Raw genomic sequence first — 18,502 nt, 5'->3', positions numbered from 1 at the left:
AAAAAACGTCAGAGCATATCCGCTCTGACGTTTTCTTATTTCTTTGTTTTGACGCGAGGTAAAATTTTAGAAAGAGGGACGGTTCGTTCAATCTTCCAAGTTGTTTCATCATCTGGTTCATAGTTTTCTAAGAAACGAATGACTTCCTTTGTAATAGGTGTTGGTGTTGAAGCACCAGCAGTAACGGCAACGGTTTTGACGCCCTGCAGCCATTCCAGCTTGAGTTCACTTAAGTCGCCAATACGGTAAGCCTGCGTTCCGGCAATCTCCATTGACACTTGTGCGAGACGGTTAGAGTTATTACTTTTTGGATCGCCGACAACAATGGTTAAATCGGCTTGGCCAGCTTGCTGCGATACAGCTTCCTGACGCACCTGTGTCGCAAGGCAAATTTCTTGATGATACTCGACGTGAGGGTATTTCTCTTTAATCAGCTCCATCAGGTCGTGGACATCCCATTGAGACATCGTCGTTTGGTTCGTGATGAGCAGTTTTTCTGATGTTAAATCGAGTGCCTCAATGTCAGCTTCTGTTTCGACAAGATGTACCTTGTCAGGGGCTACTCCGACAGCTCCTTCTGGCTCAGGATGACCCTTTTTCCCAATATAAATAATGTCATAGCCATCGGCTGTTTTCTCTGAAATGAGTTCGTGTGTTTTCGTTACATCGGGACAGGTCGCATCAATGGCGACAAGGCCTTTTTCTTCTGCGATTTGACGGACCTCAGGAGAAACGCCATGAGCTGTGAAAATGACTGTTCCACTTTCAACCTGCTTTAAAATGTCTAAGCGGTTTGGTCCGTCCAGTGTATAAATACCATCTTCTTCGAAGGCATCAGTGACATGTTTGTTGTGCACAATCATACCTAATATATAAATTGGGCGTGGCAAGTTCTTATCAAGTGCGGCATTTTTAGCAATGACCATTGCATCTACAACGCCATAGCAATAGCCACGCGGCGATATTTTAATTACATTCATTTATTCGTCCTCCTGTAGGGAAGTGCTGCTAGAGAAGAACAATATAAAAAGCCGTAAAAAACGGCTTTTTATCATTCTCTTGCTTCCATTATAGCCAAAGTAAGCGTATATATCAAAGATTGTTATACGCAGTGAACACTTCGCCGTTAAAAGATCACTAGACATATAGTTTTGGAACAGAGCTGCCAGATCTTTTTTTCGGTTTTGCTTCAGGAACAGATGATGTGTGAGGTGCTGTTTTTTTGACGAGGATGTCTTCTGGTTCTTTATTTTTTTCTATTTTGTCAGTTTGTGCTTCTTCCTCGTGCACTTCTGTTTCCGCGCTGGTCTCCGTTGATTCTACATCAGCATCATTTGCACTTTCTTCATCATCATCCGCACTGCCAAGCTGGCTGTACAGTTTAATCATCGCCGGCAAATTTCTCACTAAAGGACCGTATTGCTGAATCATTGGCGTAAATTGCTGCGCCATCCCGAGCACTTTTTGAACATTTCCTAACATGCTTGAGAGGGTCGCAGGATTTGTGAAGCTCTGGATTCCTTGTAATCCCGCACCACCTCCAGAGACTCCAGCTCCTCCTGCGCCAGGAAGAAATTTAGAGAGCATGCCTTTAATTCCTGCGCCGCCGCCTAGTGCACGGCTCTCACCTCCTGGAATTCCGCCCATCCCGGGTAAACCGCCTCCCTGTACAGATGGGGAGCGAGGCATCATTTGCTGAAATGGATTGCCTTGCCCTTGAAAAGGCTGCTGGATAGGAGGCTGCTGCCCTCTTTGAAACATTCTGGGCTGTCCGCCATTTCCAAGGTGCCGGCGTGAGGGACGGCGCGGCTGAAAATCGCCCATAGGCCTTTGCCCTAACATACTTGTACCTCCCTTACTGCATTCTCTTTCTCTTCATAGGTTATGCAAGGAAGCACCAATTGGTTTCCTGTAGGAAAAGCGGACATGGTTTTTTTACTGAAAATCAGCTATAATGAGGAGATGAGCAAAAAGGCATTGCCTTAAGGAGTGAAAACATGAAAGAAACGAAATTTACGACATATGAATTAAAGCCTTTTATTATAGATGCTATTCATGAACTAGGCTTTTATGAGCCGACTGATATTCAAAAAAGAATCATCCCTGCTGTTTTAAAAGGAGAAAGCGTGATTGGCCAGTCACAAACCGGAACAGGAAAAACTCATGCCTACTTACTGCCGCTGATTCATTCAATTGATCCAAGCAAAGAACAGGTACAAGTGGTGATTACTGCACCTACAAGAGAATTAGCCAATCAAATTTTCAAAGAAGCTCAAACGATTTTAAAGAATGCTTCTCCAGAAGAAGAGATCAAAGCAAAGCTTTACATTGGCGGAACGGACAAGCAGAAATCAATTCAAAAGCTAAAAAACCAGCCGCATTTGGTTGTCGGTACACCTGGACGTATTGCTGACCTCATTCATGAGCAGGCGCTGAATGTTTACAAAGCGACCTCTCTTGTTATTGATGAGGCTGATTTAATGTTGGATATGGGATTTTTAGAAGATGTGGACCGTATCGGTGCACAAATGCCAGAACAGCTGCAAATGCTTGTGTTCTCTGCAACCATCCCAGAAAAACTAAAGCCTTTCCTGAAAAAATATATGGACAATCCAAAGTATGCACATGTTGAACCAAGACGGATTACAGCTGAAAACATTCAGCATATTTTAGTTCCGTCTAAACAGCGTGATAAATTAAAATTGCTCCATGAAATGGTGACGAATGTACAGCCATATTTAGGGATCATTTTTGCCAATACAAAAACAACTGTTGATGAAATCGCATCGTTTCTACAAGAAAAAGGAATGAAAATCGGTGTGCTCCATGGCGGATTGACGCCGCGCGAACGTAAAAAAGTCATGAAACAAATTGAAGATTTGGAGTTCACTTATATTGTGGCATCTGATCTTGCAGCTCGCGGGATTGACATTAAAGGCGTCAGCCACGTGATTAACTATGAACTTCCATCTGATCTTGATTTTTATGTGCACCGCGTTGGAAGAACAGCTCGTGCGGGTTCTTCTGGAATTGCCATGACCATTTATGAGCTGGCTGATGAGGATGCACTCATTCAAATTGAGAAAATGGGCGTTGTGTTTGAAAACAAAACCATTGTTCATGGCGAATGGCGAGATGCAGATGACCGTCTGAAGCGTCAAAGACGTAAAAAAGCCCCAAATGAAATTGAAGAAAAAGCAAAACGTCTTGTGAGAAAACCGAAAGCCGTCAAACCTGGATATAAAAAGAAAATGACACGTGAGATGGATAAAATCAAAAGACAGGAACGTAGAAAGTCAAAGCGTAATGGAAAGTAGGGGGAAACATTGTTAAAGATTGGTTCACATGTATCCATGAGCGGAAAACATATGCTTCTTGCAGCGAGTGAGGAAGCTGTCTCTTATGGTTCGAATACGTTTATGATTTATACAGGTGCACCGCAAAATACGCGCCGTAAAAAAATTGAAGACCTCAATATTAAAGCAGGACAAGCGCATATGAAAGAGCATGGCATGACGGATATCGTCGTGCATGCTCCGTATATTATCAATATTGGAAATACAGTGAATCCAGCGACATTTGAGCTTGGTGTAGACTTCCTTCGCTCTGAGATTGAGCGTACGGAAGCGCTGGGAGCAAGACAAATTGTTCTCCACCCGGGTGCGCATGTCGGAGCAGGAGCAGAAGCAGGAATTCAAAAAATCATTGAAGGTTTAAACGAAGTCATTGTGAAAGGTCAAGAGGTTCAAATTGCACTTGAAACAATGGCGGGAAAAGGATCAGAGTGCGGAAGAAGCTTTGAAGAGCTTGCCCAAATTATCGACGGAGTGACACATAACGAAGCTCTTTCTGTCTGCTTTGATACGTGTCACACGCACGATGCTGGTTATCCGATTGTGAGTGACTTTGATGGTGTATTAGAAGAATTTGATCGAATTGTTGGTATTGACCGAATCAAAGTTCTTCATATTAATGACAGTAAAAATGTGCAAGGCGCAAGAAAAGACCGACATGAAAATATCGGTTTTGGTGAAATTGGTTTCGATGCACTGAGCTATATTGTGCATCATCCGCAGCTTCAAGATGTGCCGAAAATTCTAGAAACGCCTTATGTAGGTGAAGATAAAAAGAACAAAAAACCACCTTACAAATTCGAAATTGCCATGCTGAAAGAAAAGCAATTTGATGAAGGCTTACTAGATAAAATTACGGGTCAGTAAAAAAGGATGCAACATGTTGAGGTGCCGCTAAATGCGGCCCTTTTTTGCTTAACTTGTAAACTGGTTAAACAAATCATTCACAGTCTGTGCTGTCTGTTTAGAAGTAATCGCTTCTACTTGCTTAAGAAGCCGGTTGCGCTCTGAGTCATTAAAAATATTGATGTTTTTCCCGTTCATGAGTTTGGCCACCTCAGCAGCTTGATGAGACGTTAAACTGACGCCATACTGTTTCGCATACCTTAACAGATCATTTGCTGTGATCTGATTGAGCCGCTGCAGGACAATTTTTTGAATTAAAATCAATTCCATTCCTCCCCTCTGTAACAATGTATGGGCGAAAACGGAAAATGTGCAAAAAATTTTATTTTATTCTGTGAAATGATAAAATAGTAAAGTGGATAAAATGTTCATTGAAAATTTAACTTGTGTAGAAGGGAGAACGTATGGCAAATAGTAAACAGCATAGAAAGGAATCAGTGCCTCATTTTATTTTGAGAATTTTTCTGATTCTAGTAGGAGCTGCATGTGCAGCAGTCAGCATTGAATTATTTTTAGTGCCAAACAATATTATTGATGGGGGCATCATCGGCATTTCGCTTATTTTGGATTATCTCTTTACAGATAACCCGTTTATTAATTTTGCGACGATTGTTGTCATTTTAAATATTCCATTTATGATATCAGGATACAAGCATATTGGGAAAACCTTTCTGATTTCCACTGTGATTGGGATTGTCAGCTTAGCCGTGATTGAATCTTCACTTCATCATGTGGAGGCATTTACAACACAGCCGATCTTAGCCACTGTATTTGGCGGACTATTACTTGGATTTGGTGTTGGACTTGTCATCCGTAATGGAGGTTCAATGGATGGAACAGAGATCTTGGGAATTCTTCTGACGAAAAAAATTCCTTTTTCCGTCGGTGAGTTTGTCATGATCGTCAATGTGTTCATTTTTATTTGGGCGGGCTTTGTTTTTGGACCAGAGCAGGCTATGTATTCTGTCATGACATATTATTTGGCAATGAAAACAATTGATGCTGTCATTCAAGGGCTTGATGAAACAAAAGCTGTCATTATCGTCTCAGACTATTATGATGAAATTTCAGATGCGATTCTGCATCGACTCGGCAGGGGAACGACAAAGCTGAGAGGAAAAGGCGGCTATACAGATGAAGAAAAAGATGTCATCTACGCCGTTGTCACAAGGCTTGAAATTACAAAGCTGAAATCTATTGTATTTGAAATTGATGACCAAGCATTTATCACGATTATGGATACGCATGAAACAAAAGGCGGTAAGTTCAAAACAGCCATTCATTAGCTTTTATTTTACTTTTTTATCTTTCTTTTATATAATGAAATGTATGTATGGACAGAGAAAATGGCAAAAGCCATTTTCTTTTTGTTGTATAAATCGTAATCATTCTTTTTATATTGATTAAAGGTGGAAAGATTCATGGCAAAGCCAATTATTGAAATGAAGGACATTTCGTACTCGTATGGACAGCGAAATGTCATTGATCACATTCATTTAACAGTAGAGGAAGGAAACTTTCTAGCACTTGTTGGACCGAATGGTTCTGGTAAAACAACCTTATTAAAATGCCTGCTTGGGCTCATTAAACCGCAGCAGGGTGAATTAAAGCTATTTGGCACGCCTGTCTCAAAATTTAGAGACTGGGATCAAATTGGATTTGTTTCTCAAAAGGCGAATAGCTTTAATACAGGTTTCCCTGCTTCTGTATATGAGGTCGTCGCAAGCGGACTGACCGCAAAAATTGGTTTGTTTAAACGAATGAGCAAACAGGATAAATGGCAAGTGGAAGATGCCATTCGCTCAGTTGGCATACAGGATTTAAAGCATCAAAACATCGGTGAGCTTTCTGGCGGGCAGCAGCAGCGTGCATTTATTGCCCGTGCGCTTGTCAGTCAGCCGAAGCTGCTCATTTTGGATGAGCCCACGGTTGGAGTAGACCAGCGGACAGTAGAAGGCTTTTATCAGCTGCTCGAAACATTGAACAAAGAAAAAGGAATGTCTTTAATTCTCGTCACACACGACGTTGGCACCGTTTCTGATAAAGTCACCCATGTGGCTTGTTTAAATCAGACACTGCATTTTCACGGGGATGCAGAAGCGTTTGATTCAATGGATGATCAGGCGCTATCCCAATTTTACGGGCATGACATTCAAGTGATTCATCACGATCATCACCATCATGGGGGACATGAATAATGCTATTTCCATTTTTTCATTATGAATTTTTACAAAATGCGTTTATCGCAGGGTTACTGATTGGTTTTATTGCACCCTTACTTGGTGTATTTATTGTCGTAAGAAGGCTTTCGCTTATTGCAGATGCCCTCAGTCACGTATCACTTGCCGGTATTGCCGCAAGTTTATTTCTTGATAAAAAGTTTGGCCTTTTGACAGGGGTAAGCCCGCTCTACTTAGGGATGGCTTTTTCTGTTGCAGGTTCATTGTTTATTGAACGCTTGCGCTCCGTGTATAAGCATTATCAGGAGCTTGCCATTCCCATCATCTTATCAGGTGGTATTGGGATTTCCGTCATCTTCATTTCACTGGCGAATGGCTTTAATACAGATTTGTTTAGTTATTTATTCGGAAGTGTCAGTGCGGTTTCAAGACTTGATCTTTGGATTATTGTAGGGATCTCACTCGTTGTTGTGTTAGTTGTTGTGCTTTTATATAAAGAATTGTTTCTGCTTTCTTTTGATGAAGAGCATGCAAAGGCTTCTGGTATTTCAGCAAAATGGATTCATTTTATTTTTATCTTAGTTGTTGCACTTGTCATTGCGGCATCGATGCGTATCGTCGGTACACTGCTTGTGTCGGCGCTCATGACGCTTCCTGTTGCGGCAAGTATCCGCATTGCCAAAGGATTCAAACAGGCGATTTTCCTTTCGATCTTGTTTGGTGAATTGTCTGTATTGGCCGGATTGATTTTAAGCTATTATCTTGATTTAGCGCCAGGCGGAACCATTGTGATGCTGTCGATCTTGATTTTAATCGGGTGTATTAGTATTGGGAAATTCAGAAGGGGGAATCAACATGAACGTACAAGAAGCGCTTGATTTATTAAAGGAAAAAGGCTACAAATATACAAGCAAACGTGAAGACATGCTTCAATTGTTTTCTGATTCTGATAAATACTTGACCGCTAAAAATGTGCTGACGGCACTAAGTGAAGACTACCCGGGTCTCAGCTTTGATACAATTTATCGAAACTTGTCACTATATGAAGACCTTGGAATATTAGAAACAACGGAATTGTCAGGGGAGAAACTTTTCCGTTTTAAATGTTCATTTTCCCATCATCACCATCACTTTATTTGTCTTACATGCGGGAAAACAAAAGAGATCGATGCCTGCCCTATGGACAAGCTCGACGCTGATTTAGAGGATTATCATATTAGTGGACATAAATTTGAAATATATGGAACATGTCCTTCTTGCGAACCGAAGGAAGTTCACTCATGAAAAAGCCAGCCATGGAGCTGACTTTTTTGTTTTGTCTTTTGAAAACGTTTTACAAAGAGAGGCTGTTTCATTAAAATGAGATTAAGGTACTACTTTTTAAAGTAAAAGGAGGGGTAAAAGTGGCCTATTACGTCGTGTTTGATGTAGGCGGGACGAGAACAAAACATGGATTAATGGATCAGGATGGGGAGCTTGTCACAAGTGGTGACTATGAAACGAACTGCCGGCAGCTTGAACCGTTTTTAGAAGCCATGGCGGATGTGGTCAGGCAATATCAAAGGATGCAGGATGTCAGCGGTATCGCCATCAGTCTTCCAGGTTTTGTGGACAGTGAATCAGGTTATACAGAATTTGCAGGCGCCATCATCGCCTTAAATGGTCAAAATGTAAAAACACTTTTAGAAGAGAAAACGTCTCTTCGTGTAGAAGTGGAAAATGATGCGAACTGTGCAGCTCTCGCAGAAAAATACAGCGGTCATGCGAAAGATTGTGATAGCTTTATTTGTATGACAATTGGCACGGGTGTCGGCGGGGGTATTTTTGCTAATGGTCAGCTTGTGCGCGGTGCATCCTTCCGCGGTGGTGAATTTGGCATGATGCTGACAGAGACGGAAAATGGCCAGTTTACAACTCTTAACAGCAGCGCTTCAACGGCTGGATTAATTCGGAGCTATAAAGAAAAGCAAGGAATTCCGCAAAGTGCTCAAATAGACGGTCAAGAAATTTTTGAAAAGGCGAAGCATGATCCGGCCATTGAGAAGCTGATGGATCAATGGTACAAGCGAATAGCCATAGGCGTTTACAATGTAGCAACTGTTCTTAACCCAGAAAAAATCCTCATTGGCGGAGGCGTAAGTGCAAGAGCAGATTTATTACAAAACATTGAAAAACATTTACATACACTGCATGCGTGGAAGAACATTCAGGTGAAGCTGGAAACTTGCTACTACTTAAATCAGGCAGGCATGAAGGGGGCACTGTACCATTTTCTCATGAAAGAAGGGCAGCTTGCTCCATCACAAAAGCCGATACATTAAATGTATCGGCTTCAGCGTGTAGACTCGCGAATAATCCGCTTCGGTGCTCGCTCAGTTACATTAATAAGCAGTTTGCAGACGCTGTTCGTATTGTTTGATCCATTGAGACGCTTCCTGCCAGTTGTTCACGCGAATAATTCTGTCGTCAATTGGCATTTGATTATAAGGGGAGTTAAAAAGAATAACCGGAATGTCAGCTTCTTTTGCAATCATTGTGGCATTGCCATGATGGTCTTCAAAAAATACATCAATCTTGTGCTTTTGAACGGCTTCCAGCTTATGATGACCGCCAACCAGCTCAATAGCATCATAGTGCACATCATGTTCTTGAAACCACTTGTAGGTGATATCCGAATGCTGCTGCCTTCTTGCGGTAATATAAATCAGTCTGTGCTGCAGCTTCATTTCGTCGAGGATCTCTTTTGCACCCTCAGCAGGCTTTGCCTGTTTATAAATAAGAGGCTCGTGTTGATCCATCCAGCCCCAAAATTCTTCTTGAGAAATCTTTAAAAGCTTCGTCAAATCATACTCTGTCATATCATCTAGTGTCATGGCACATTGGAACGACTCATTTAAGTAGGGAACAAAGGTGTCCTGTGCCGTCACTGTACCATCAATATCAATTCCTAAACGTAACATGCCCACACTCCTCATTTTTATACTCTTAAAGTGTAACATAATCAATTCACAATTCCAGCAAGTTTTAGCAATCATGAAACAGACATTTTTGCTCATACTAAAAAAGCTCCTTTCTATTAACCAAAAGGGGGAATTGATCATGGAAAGAGACGAGGATTTCAGAAGAAATGATCGTGAAATCGACACACATTTTAGTAATGATGATGGCTATTTAGAGGAAACAGCTGCTGAAATTGCAGAGCCATATCAAGCTTCAAGAGATCGAGAAGATAGACGAGGACGTGACCAAGCAGGTGACGATTCAGGCAGTAAAGGGATAGGCTATACAGCACTCGCGATTGCGATTATCTCATTATTTGTCTTGCCGGTGCTATTAGGGGTAGCGGCAATCGTCGTTGGTTATATTGCAAGAAGAAAAGGAGCACATGCGCTTGGCGCGTGGTCAATTGGGATCGGAATTGTTTCCGTTATCCTAGGCATATTTATCACCCCGTTCTTTTAACAAGAACAGAAAAACGCCTGACTATGACGTCAGGCGTTTTTTGTTAGGCATTCGCTTGTTTTTCTTTTTCAGCTTCCATTTTCGCATAATGTTCTTCAGCGATTTTATCGATTTCTTTTTTCAGTTCTTCGACCATTGTTTCTTCCGGTACTTTACGAACAATTTCACCTTTACGGAACAATAAGCCTTCGCCTCTAGCACCTGCGATTCCGATATCCGCTTCACGTGCTTCACCTGGACCGTTAACAGCGCAGCCGAGAACAGCAACTTTAATCGGTGCTTTGATTTTAGAAATATATTCTTCGACTTCATTTGCAATGCTGATGAGGTCAATTTCAATTCGTCCACAAGTTGGGCAGGAGATCAGTGTTGCTGCATTTGATGCAAGACCAAATGATTTCAACAATTCACGTGCTACTTTTACTTCCTCAACTGGGTCAGCACTTAATGAAATACGGAGGGTGTTCCCAATCCCCATATTCAAAATAGCGCCAAGTCCAGCTGCACTTTTGACTGTACCTGCAAATAACGTACCTGATTCTGTAATCCCAAGGTGAAGAGGATAATCAAAGGCTTTAGCCGCTTTTTCGTATGCTTCAATTGCAAGGTTTACATCAGATGCTTTCATACTGACGATGATGTCATGAAAGTCTAGGTCTTCTAGAATTTTAATGTGATGCAGTGCACTTTCGACCATACCATCTGCTGTTGGATAGCCGTATTTATCAAGAATCTTTTTCTCTAATGAACCAGCGTTTACGCCAATACGGATTGGAATGCCTTTTTCTTTTGCTGCTTTGACAACCGCTTCGACTTTTTCTCTTCTTCCGATGTTTCCTGGATTGATTCGGATTTTGTCTGCGCCTGCTTCGATTGCTTTCAGTGCAAGCTTGTAGTCAAAATGAATATCCACAACAAGCGGGATGTTAATTTGTTTTTTAATGTCCGCAATTGCATTTGCTGCACGCTCATCTGGACATGCGACACGCACGATTTGACAGCCTGCCTCTTCTAAACGTTTAATTTCAGCGACTGTCGCTTCGACATCATGTGTTTTGGTTGTTGCCATACTTTGAATGACAACCTCATTATTTCCACCTATAGTTAAAGGTCCCACTTTGACGGGACGCGTTTTAGTACGATGTGTGACTTCACTCACTTGTCAATCGCTCCTTAGTGTACAAGCAATCCTTTGCCGTGTACGTCGTGTTTTACAGTTCATATTGTAACAGTCTCTTTGTATGAATGACAAGGAATTAACGTTTTATCTCTTATAGACAGGAAACTTATATGTGCTGCCTGCCCTGATTTCGTTCGCCTTAACACCTTGATTCAGCTCCTCGAAATCTTTAATGACATCATCAAGTGGCTTGCTTGTATGTACGATGGAGAGGACCGTTTCACCTTGTTTAACAGTGACATTCTTATAAGTCTTTTTCTCAGCTGTTTGAAGCGCACTTGCTGGGACAGCTTGGTTTCCCTCAACAGGGATGGTTCCATTTTTCAAATCAAAAAAGATAATAAAGAGGACAAACAAACTGATTAGTAAAAAAAGAATTCGCCGCATTTTACTCACCGCTTTTAAGAGTTTACTTCAGTCTATGCATGTCCTGAAATGATAGAACCAAAAAGAGGAGAAAAGCTGGAAAGGGTGGTTCTAGTTCGTTCTAGTATGTCTCTTGTAATAAAACTGCTTGGTTCGTTGGTGAAAATAGGAGGGCAAGCTCATATGACGATGATGATAAAATAAGAAAGGGGGAGATTTAATGAAGAAAGTTAGTCAGCATATATATGTGAGAACACTAACAGAAAATGATGCAGAATCACTGTTAACATTAGAGCTTGAGAATCGCTCATATTTTCAGGAATTTACACCTTTGGTCAAAGATGATTTCTTCACGTTACCTCGTCAAATTGAACGAATTCAGCGGAGTAGGCAAAGAATTGCACAAGATGAATCTTACATGCATGGTATTTTCTTAAATGAAACAGGTGCCTTAATTGGGACGATCTCATTAAGTTCTGTCGTAAGAGGTCCGATAGAAGGAGCTTGGCTCGGGTATGTTCTCGATCAAAGGCAGGGCGGAAATGGATATATGACAGAAGCCATTCGTTTAATCATTGACTATGCCTTTTTTGAGTTGAATCTCCATCGTATTGAGGCTGGAGTAAAGCCAAGTAATAAGGGTTCCATTCGTGTACTTGAAAAGACAGGTTTTGAAAATGAGGGACTAAATCGTAAAAAAGTAAAGATTAATGGAGTGTGGGAGGATCACTATTTGTTTGCGATCATCCATCCAAATGAGTCCTAGCATGAATAGACATAAAAAGCTCCTCCGAGCCGGGGGAGCTTTCATTGTGTAGACAAATCCATGTTCGATGGATCATTTGCTTTTTTTTGCAGGAATTTCTTTCACAACAAGATATAAAAAGATAAAGTTAATGACCCAATTTAATAAAAATGAGTTTGCAACAGGCGTGTTTAATGCACTCATAATGGCGAAAAAGACCGTTGTTAATGTGAGTGAATAAGCGGAGAGCTTCCAAAGCATTTGGAAGGACAGCTCTTTTTGCTGCATTCGTTTAATAAATGTACCAAGCATCGCAAGGAATGTTGCGCTGATAAACATGAGAGCCGCAGTTGATAGATATAGCAGTACACAGATGACAGGGATGATAATCGCTTGGTTCTGATTTGTGACGCGGGCGAGTTCATCTTTTGTCAGCGTTCCACCAAGGAGCTGGTATGGAATATCTGTCATTTGTCCATCAATAGCAATCACTGCTTTTTCCTTTAACAAAGCGATGGCCGTTTGCTTTGATTCAAGCTCACTTGCTTTTATTTTTTCAGCAGGATCAAAGATAATCGTGATGCCGTTTTCTTCTTTTTCTATTGGTTCACTTTGATCCGCTTGAAGCTTTCCTTTTTCGATTGAAAAGTCGGGTAAATCTTTTTTGATCACATGCTGAAATCCTGACATCGCATTCGAGATCTCTTGGCTCATATGATACCCCTGAGGAACTGCTGCGATAATTGAGAGGATAAAAATGAATAAAATCGCTTTACCGATCCCTGTAAACCGTGCTTTAGCAATATCTTTTGGTGAATAAATTCCTTTTAACAATAGATTAAATACGTTCAATACCCATTCACTTCCTACATTCTTTTCTATTTCTCATATTGTATCAATGTCTATCCATCAAGTACAAGTATGGCCTTCACCACTGGTTAAGATAGTGGGAATGAGGCATAATGTATACAGCATATAAAAAGGAGGCGGCACGGTCTTGGACATTCTGTATTGGATACTGATTGGCTGTGCATTTATCATTGCGTTTGTTGGACTGGTTTATCCAATTATTCCGAGTGTGGTCTTTATGGTTCTCGGATTTATTCTATATGGCTTCTTCTTTAGCTTCGAGCCGCTTACCCTGACGTTCTGGCTCATTCAAGCCATGTTTACTGCCGTCTTATTTGCGGCAGATTATGTCTCAAACCTTATTGGGGTAAAGCGCTTTGGAGGCAGCAAGGCAGCTATTTGGGGAAGCACCATTGGGTTATTAGCTGGTCCTTTTGTGATACCCATTGCAGGAATTATTATTGGTCCATTTCTTGGGAGTGTCATTGCAGAGCTCCTTGTTCATCAAAAAGATCTGAAGACAAGTGTGAAAGTCGGATTAGGCTCATTAATTGGATTTGTATCAGGTGTTTTTGCAAAAGGATTGATTCAAGCGCTGATGCTAGGGATCTTTTTAGTTTATGTCCTTCGCTAAGTAAAAAAGGGTGTTTAAAACTTTTTCAAAAGGGTTAAATACAAAATAAACACTGAAATGTTTCAGAACATGAGCAATAACGTTGAAACAAGCTGTGTCTTTTGATACTCTTTGAGTAGGGTGAATTGCTGACTTACAGAGGAAGCATTTCAGTACATACATTTTAAGGAGGAATTTAACCATGGCTTTTAAACTTCCAGAATTACCATATGCTTACGATGCATTAGAACCACATATCGACAAGGAAACAATGACGATTCACCACACAAAACACCACAACACATATGTAACAAACTTAAACAAAGCAATCGAAGGTGTATCAGCTCTTGAAGATCAATCAATTGAAGAGCTAGTGGCTAACTTAAACTCAGTGCCTGAAAACATTCGTACAGCTGTACGTAACAATGGCGGAGGACATGCGAACCACTCATTATTCTGGACGCTTCTTTCACCAAACGGTGGCGGCGCACCAACTGGTGAACTTGCAGATGCAATCGAAAAAGAACTAGGTGGATTTGAAAAATTCAAATCTGATTTCGCTGCAGCAGCTGCAGGACGCTTTGGTTCTGGTTGGGCATGGCTTGTTGTGAACAATGGAAAACTTGAAATCACAAGCACGCCAAACCAAGATTCTCCTTTAACTGAAGGCAAAACGCCAATTCTAGGACTAGACGTTTGGGAGCATGCTTACTACCTAAACTACCAAAACCGTCGTCCTGATTACATTTCAGCATTCTGGAATGTTGTGAACTGGGATGAAGTAGCTCGCCTTTACAGCGAAGCAAAATAATGATTTGATTTGAAAAGACCTGCTTTCAAGAGAAGCAGGTCTTAGATTATTGACAAAGGGCTAAAATGATCTTTATTTTAGCCCTTTGTCTTCTTTCATCTTCAGCGTGATAGAAAACCTTTGAAGTCTAGGAAGGACGGCTACTTTTGCGGAGCGAATATGTTATTCGTGAGCACCAGCGCACAGGACTGACAACGAATGCAAGGGATTGTCTACACGCTGAGACCTGCTTTCAAGAGAAGCAGGTCTTTTTATATTTTCCCTCCTTTTTTTACATATCTGCCTTTTGATGAGACAGACTATTGTGTAGAAAAGGAGAATGAATGGTATGAGCAGATTAAAGAAAATGTTCGGGGACATGGATGTTACAAAAGATTTATTGCTCCTCCTCACGATTGGCGGGTTATACGCACTTGCCATTGCGCTTTCGAATACGTTTGTAAATGTGTACTTATGGAAACAGTCTGGGAAATTCACGGATCTTGCGATTTATAACTTGGCCATTGTGGTGCTTCAGCCCATTACGTTTTTATTCGCTGGCCGGCTCGCAAAAAAAATAGACCGGGCGTTTGTCCTTCGTTTCGGTGTCATCTTTTTAGCCGCTTTTTATTTAATTGTCTTAATGGCAGGAGAACAAGCGGCCGCACGGCTAGTTTTATTGGGAAGTGTCCTTGGGATCGGCTATGGTTTTTACTGGCTTGCTTTTAATGTACTCACCTTTGAGATCACCGAGCCTGAAACAAGAGACTTCTTTAATGGATTTCTCGGGGTGCTTTCCTCAACTGCCGGCATGATCGGTCCTCTCATTGCGGGGATTGTCATTTCTCAGTTAACGGATGATACAGGCTACACAGTCATTTTCACATTATCGCTTTTTTTGTTTTCACTAGCGGTTGTGATGAGCTTTTTCCTCAAAAGAAGGCAGTCTAAAGGCAAATTTATGATCAAACAAATTTGGAAAGAACGTCATGCAGACGAGAATTGGCGTAGGATTACAACAGCTCATTTTTTTCAAGGGCTTCGTGAAGGGGTCTTTGTCTTCTTAATCAGTGTCTTTGTGTTTATTGCAACAAACAGTGAGCTTGCTCTAGGGACGTTTGGTTTAGTGAATTCAGGTGTTGCCTTTTTTGCTTATTTCTTCGCTACACGTTTGATTAAGAAAAAGTGGCGTAAGAAGGCCATCATGCTTGGCGGGCTGATTTTATACGGCGCCTTGTTTTTAATCGTTTTCCACTTGTCCTATGTATCACTTCTGATGTATGCGGTAGCCATTGCAATAGGATATCCGCTCCTGCTTGTTCCTTATGTATCCTTAACATATGATGTCATTGGCCATGCAAGGTACGCCAGAAAGGCCCGAATTGAATATATTGTGGTCAGAGAGCTATTTTTAAATGCCGGCCGTATTTGTTCGATTGTTTTGTTCCTGCTGTCTGTCACCTTACTAGGTGATGAGCTCGGAATCCCGGCATCACTTGTTGTGCTCGGAGCGGGGCACACCCTCATTTATTACTTTGTAAAAGATATTCATTTGAAAGAAAAAACAGCTGATATGAAAGAGGCTGACGGTCAAAAGCCAGTTTCTCAAACGAACCTTATTAAGGGAGAAAGGTAAAATTTCTTACCTATGGAACATCAAATTTCTAGATAAATGATAGAAAAACCGCTAAAATGATGATGGCACCTTTTATACACAAAAAGGGGTGCCATTTCTTTCTTGATAGAAAAGGTGATGTGATGAGAAACAAGAAAAACAAAAAAGACGCGAAGGAAGGGCGCAAAACACTTCCGATCCGGCTGAATTTATTATTTTTAGCTGCCTTTATTATTTTTACCGGCGTTGTCGTTAGGCTCGGATTTGTGCAAATTGTCAATGGAGAAGATTATAAAAAGCAGGCAGAAAAACAAGAGGATGTGAATGTCAGCTCATCTGCTCCGCGCGGAAAAATTTATGATCGAAACTACAATACGATTGTCAGCAATAAAGCGCTAAATGCCATTACATATACGAGAACCTCGACGACTTCACAAGAAGAGCGGCTCAAAGTGGCATCAAAATTAGCGGATATGATTCATGTGAGTACGAAAAAAATCACAGATCGTGACAAAAAAGATTTCTGGATCTTAACGCATCCAAATGAAGCGAAAAAGCTTGTTCAAAAGGAATCAGAATTAAAGGGTGACGATAAGGTCTCTGATGATAAACTATATGAGCTTCAGCTAAAACGCATCACAGACAAGGAATTAAATCAACTGACGAAAAAAGATTTACAAGTGCTTGCCATTAAAAGGCAGATGGATGGAGGCTATGCACTTACGCCTCAATTTATTAAAAATGAAGATGTAAAGCCAAGCGAAATTGCTTACGTCTCTGAGCATTTGGACGAGCTGCCAGGTGTTGATGTGACGACAGACTGGTCACGCAGCTATCCGTATAAAGGACTGCTCCGCAGTATGCTCGGCAGTGTTTCTTCGAGTGATGAAGGTCTTCCGCAGTCACTTCTTGAGCATTATCTATCACTCGGCTACAGCCGAAATGACCGTGTAGGAAAAAGCTATCTCGAATATCAATATGAAGATGTCCTGCAGGGCCAAAAGGAAAAAGAACAGAGTACAACTGATAAACAGGGCAATGTCACAAGCTCTAAAGTGTTAACAGAAGGTAAGAGCGGGAAAGACCTTGTGCTTACCATTGATATTCAGCTGCAAAAAGCGGTTGAAAAAATTATTGAAAAGAACTTGAAAAGTGCGAAACAAAGAGGGGGAACTGAGCTTCTTGACCGCGCATTTGTTGTCATGATGGACCCGAGAAATGGAGAGGTTCTCTCTGTTGCGGGTAAGCAGATTTCAAACAAAAACGGAAAATACAAATTCGATGACTACGCATTAGGAACGATGACCTCCTCATATGCGATGGGATCAGCCGTAAAAGGGGCAACGGTACTGACTGGATATAAAACAGGCGCTATTCATATTGGAAGTACCCAATACGATGAACCTCTTTATATCGCCAATTCACCGCCGAAGAAATCCTATCAAAATATGGGACTTATTAATGATTTAACAGCACTAGAGCGTTCATCAAACGTATATATGTTCAAAACAGCGATCGCCATTGGGAAAAGCGAATATCGTAAAAAGCAGCCGCTCCCAATTGATCCGAAAGCATTTGATACGTTCCGCTACAATTTCAGTAAATTTGGCCTTGGCGTCAAAACCGGTATTGACCTGCCAAACGAAGCAACGGGCTACAGAGGAACGTCTACACAATCGGGTCTCTTACTTGACTATGCGATTGGACAGTATGATACGTTTACACCGCTGCAAATGGCGCAATACGTTTCAACCATTGCAAATGGCGGGTATCGTTTACGTCCGCAGCTTGTCAAAGAAGTGAGAGAGTCAGACCCGCAGCGAGGCATTGGAGCTGTGACGGAATCCGTCAAACCGGATGTATTGAATAAGCTAGACATGACAAGTGATGAGATCAAACGCGTTCAGCAAGGCTTCAAGCTTGTCATGCAGAACCCAAGAGGGACAGCCTATTCAAACTTTGGCAACAAAAAGTATAATCCAGCCGGCAAAACAGGAACCGCTCAATCATTCTATGACGGTCCAATTAAAAGCAAGCGCGGTACATCGACGTATAACACAACTCTTGTTGCGTATGCGCCAGCTGATAATCCAGAAGTGGCTATTTCCGTTGTCGTGCCATGGGTGTATCAAGACTACAACCAGCGCTATCCAATTACAAATGATATTGGTGAACAAGTATTAGATAAGTATTTTGAACTGAAATCAAAACAGGAAAGCAATGATACACAGGCGAAAAACAAAAACAAAATTGAAAATGAAGCAGAAACAAATAACTAGACCTTTCATAGGTAAAAACGCTCACTTTTTGTGGGCGTTTTTTTACGTTTTCTTCAAAAATTCCGATATAAATTGACAAAATTCATAAAAAACGCCGCAATTTCTCTACAAAATTTCGACATTTACAAAACCTTAACATTCCATTTAAACGAAATTAATAAAGA

At 41.2% G+C, this 18,502-nt stretch carries 20 protein-coding genes; 13 read left to right on the top strand and 7 right to left on the bottom strand.

Translation table 11 applies throughout. The features are described from left to right. Positions 1-35 precede the first annotated feature (35 nt). Complete coding sequence (locus MHB67_RS11580) at positions 36-980, bottom strand: 4-hydroxy-3-methylbut-2-enyl diphosphate reductase (protein ID WP_024423011.1); 945 nt, start codon at positions 978-980, stop codon at positions 36-38. 157 nt (positions 981-1,137) lie between these two features. Beyond that, entirely contained in the window at positions 1,138-1,842 is a 705-nt protein-coding gene (gene vrrA / locus MHB67_RS11575; RefSeq protein ID WP_342492526.1) for a VrrA/YqfQ family protein, read from the bottom strand. 155 nt (positions 1,843-1,997) lie between these two features. On the opposite strand from vrrA, the gene MHB67_RS11570 reads away from it, so the two are divergent. Further along, positions 1,998-3,317, top strand: a complete 1,320-nt coding sequence (locus tag MHB67_RS11570; protein WP_024423009.1) for a DEAD/DEAH box helicase — start codon at positions 1,998-2,000, stop codon at positions 3,315-3,317. Between the two features lie 9 nt (positions 3,318-3,326). After that, positions 3,327-4,220 (top strand): deoxyribonuclease IV, encoded by an 894-nt coding sequence (locus MHB67_RS11565; protein WP_342492525.1) that lies wholly within the window; start codon positions 3,327-3,329, stop codon positions 4,218-4,220. A gap of 48 nt (positions 4,221-4,268) precedes the next feature. On the opposite strand, the gene MHB67_RS11560 is transcribed toward MHB67_RS11565, so the two are convergent. After that, the gene (locus MHB67_RS11560) at positions 4,269-4,523 is read right to left on the bottom strand and encodes a DUF2624 domain-containing protein (RefSeq protein WP_024423008.1); all 255 of its coding nucleotides are present in this window, start codon (positions 4,521-4,523) and stop codon (positions 4,269-4,271) included. A gap of 140 nt (positions 4,524-4,663) precedes the next feature. Between MHB67_RS11560 and MHB67_RS11555 the strand changes: the two genes are divergently transcribed. The 5 genes from MHB67_RS11555 (at position 4,664) to MHB67_RS11535 (ending at position 8,760) form a co-directional block, all read left to right on the top strand. Next, positions 4,664-5,545: a YitT family protein gene (locus tag MHB67_RS11555; RefSeq protein WP_024427967.1), complete on the top strand. Its 882-nt coding sequence runs from the start codon at positions 4,664-4,666 to the stop codon at positions 5,543-5,545. Between the two features lie 135 nt (positions 5,546-5,680). Beyond that, complete coding sequence (locus MHB67_RS11550) at positions 5,681-6,457, top strand: metal ABC transporter ATP-binding protein (protein ID WP_024423006.1); 777 nt, start codon at positions 5,681-5,683, stop codon at positions 6,455-6,457. Continuing rightward, on the top strand, positions 6,457-7,317 hold the full coding sequence (locus MHB67_RS11545; RefSeq protein WP_024423005.1) for a metal ABC transporter permease: 861 nt from the start codon (positions 6,457-6,459) through the stop codon (positions 7,315-7,317). Before MHB67_RS11550 ends, MHB67_RS11545 begins: the two co-directional genes overlap by 1 nt. Beyond that, positions 7,295-7,723, top strand: a complete 429-nt coding sequence (locus MHB67_RS11540; RefSeq protein ID WP_003217433.1) for a Fur family transcriptional regulator — start codon at positions 7,295-7,297, stop codon at positions 7,721-7,723. The genes MHB67_RS11545 and MHB67_RS11540 overlap by 23 nt, the downstream gene beginning before the upstream one ends. A gap of 119 nt (positions 7,724-7,842) precedes the next feature. Further along, on the top strand, positions 7,843-8,760 hold the full coding sequence (locus MHB67_RS11535; protein ID WP_257802623.1) for an ROK family protein: 918 nt from the start codon (positions 7,843-7,845) through the stop codon (positions 8,758-8,760). A gap of 60 nt (positions 8,761-8,820) precedes the next feature. Here MHB67_RS11535 and MHB67_RS11530 read toward each other — a convergent pair whose 3' ends face one another. After that, positions 8,821-9,399 (bottom strand): nucleotidase, encoded by a 579-nt coding sequence (locus MHB67_RS11530; RefSeq protein ID WP_024423003.1) that lies wholly within the window; start codon positions 9,397-9,399, stop codon positions 8,821-8,823. Positions 9,400-9,538: 139 nt separating this feature from the next. On the opposite strand from MHB67_RS11530, the gene MHB67_RS11525 reads away from it, so the two are divergent. Further along, entirely contained in the window at positions 9,539-9,901 is a 363-nt protein-coding gene (locus MHB67_RS11525; protein ID WP_024423002.1) for a DUF308 domain-containing protein, read from the top strand. Positions 9,902-9,944: 43 nt separating this feature from the next. On the opposite strand, the gene ispG is transcribed toward MHB67_RS11525, so the two are convergent. Further along, entirely contained in the window at positions 9,945-11,060 is a 1,116-nt protein-coding gene (gene ispG / locus MHB67_RS11520; protein WP_024423001.1) for a flavodoxin-dependent (E)-4-hydroxy-3-methylbut-2-enyl-diphosphate synthase, read from the bottom strand. Between the two features lie 105 nt (positions 11,061-11,165). After that, positions 11,166-11,468 carry a hypothetical protein gene (locus MHB67_RS11515; protein ID WP_151862654.1) on the bottom strand — a complete coding sequence of 101 codons (303 nt, stop codon included), beginning with the start codon at positions 11,466-11,468 and terminating at the stop codon, positions 11,166-11,168. 199 nt (positions 11,469-11,667) lie between these two features. Between MHB67_RS11515 and MHB67_RS11510 the strand changes: the two genes are divergently transcribed. Continuing rightward, a complete protein-coding gene (locus MHB67_RS11510) occupies positions 11,668-12,213 on the top strand; it encodes a GNAT family protein (RefSeq protein ID WP_151862655.1) in 546 nt (181 codons plus the stop codon). Positions 12,214-12,285: 72 nt separating this feature from the next. Here MHB67_RS11510 and MHB67_RS11505 read toward each other — a convergent pair whose 3' ends face one another. Continuing rightward, on the bottom strand, positions 12,286-13,044 hold the full coding sequence (locus tag MHB67_RS11505; RefSeq protein WP_025092961.1) for a DUF1189 domain-containing protein: 759 nt from the start codon (positions 13,042-13,044) through the stop codon (positions 12,286-12,288). Between the two features lie 145 nt (positions 13,045-13,189). On the opposite strand from MHB67_RS11505, the gene MHB67_RS11500 reads away from it, so the two are divergent. From MHB67_RS11500 to MHB67_RS11485, 4 genes are all read left to right on the top strand, one after another. Next, entirely contained in the window at positions 13,190-13,675 is a 486-nt protein-coding gene (locus MHB67_RS11500; protein WP_212048541.1) for a DUF456 domain-containing protein, read from the top strand. A gap of 181 nt (positions 13,676-13,856) precedes the next feature. Continuing rightward, positions 13,857-14,465: a superoxide dismutase SodA gene (sodA, locus tag MHB67_RS11495; protein ID WP_007501264.1), complete on the top strand. Its 609-nt coding sequence runs from the start codon at positions 13,857-13,859 to the stop codon at positions 14,463-14,465. 328 nt (positions 14,466-14,793) lie between these two features. Beyond that, positions 14,794-16,080, top strand: coding sequence for an MFS transporter (locus tag MHB67_RS11490; RefSeq protein ID WP_024422996.1), 1,287 nt, complete (start codon positions 14,794-14,796; stop codon positions 16,078-16,080). 122 nt (positions 16,081-16,202) lie between these two features. Next, positions 16,203-18,338: a penicillin-binding protein 2 gene (locus MHB67_RS11485; RefSeq protein WP_041106887.1), complete on the top strand. Its 2,136-nt coding sequence runs from the start codon at positions 16,203-16,205 to the stop codon at positions 18,336-18,338. Positions 18,339-18,502 lie beyond the last annotated feature (164 nt).

Origin of the sequence: Bacillus sp. FSL H8-0516 (assembly GCF_038635285.1) — a bacterium.
GTDB classification, from domain to species: Bacteria; Bacillota; Bacilli; order Bacillales; family Bacillaceae; genus Bacillus; species Bacillus safensis.
Note: the sequence above shows the minus strand (reverse complement) of the source record. Positions and strands in the feature narration are given on the sequence as shown.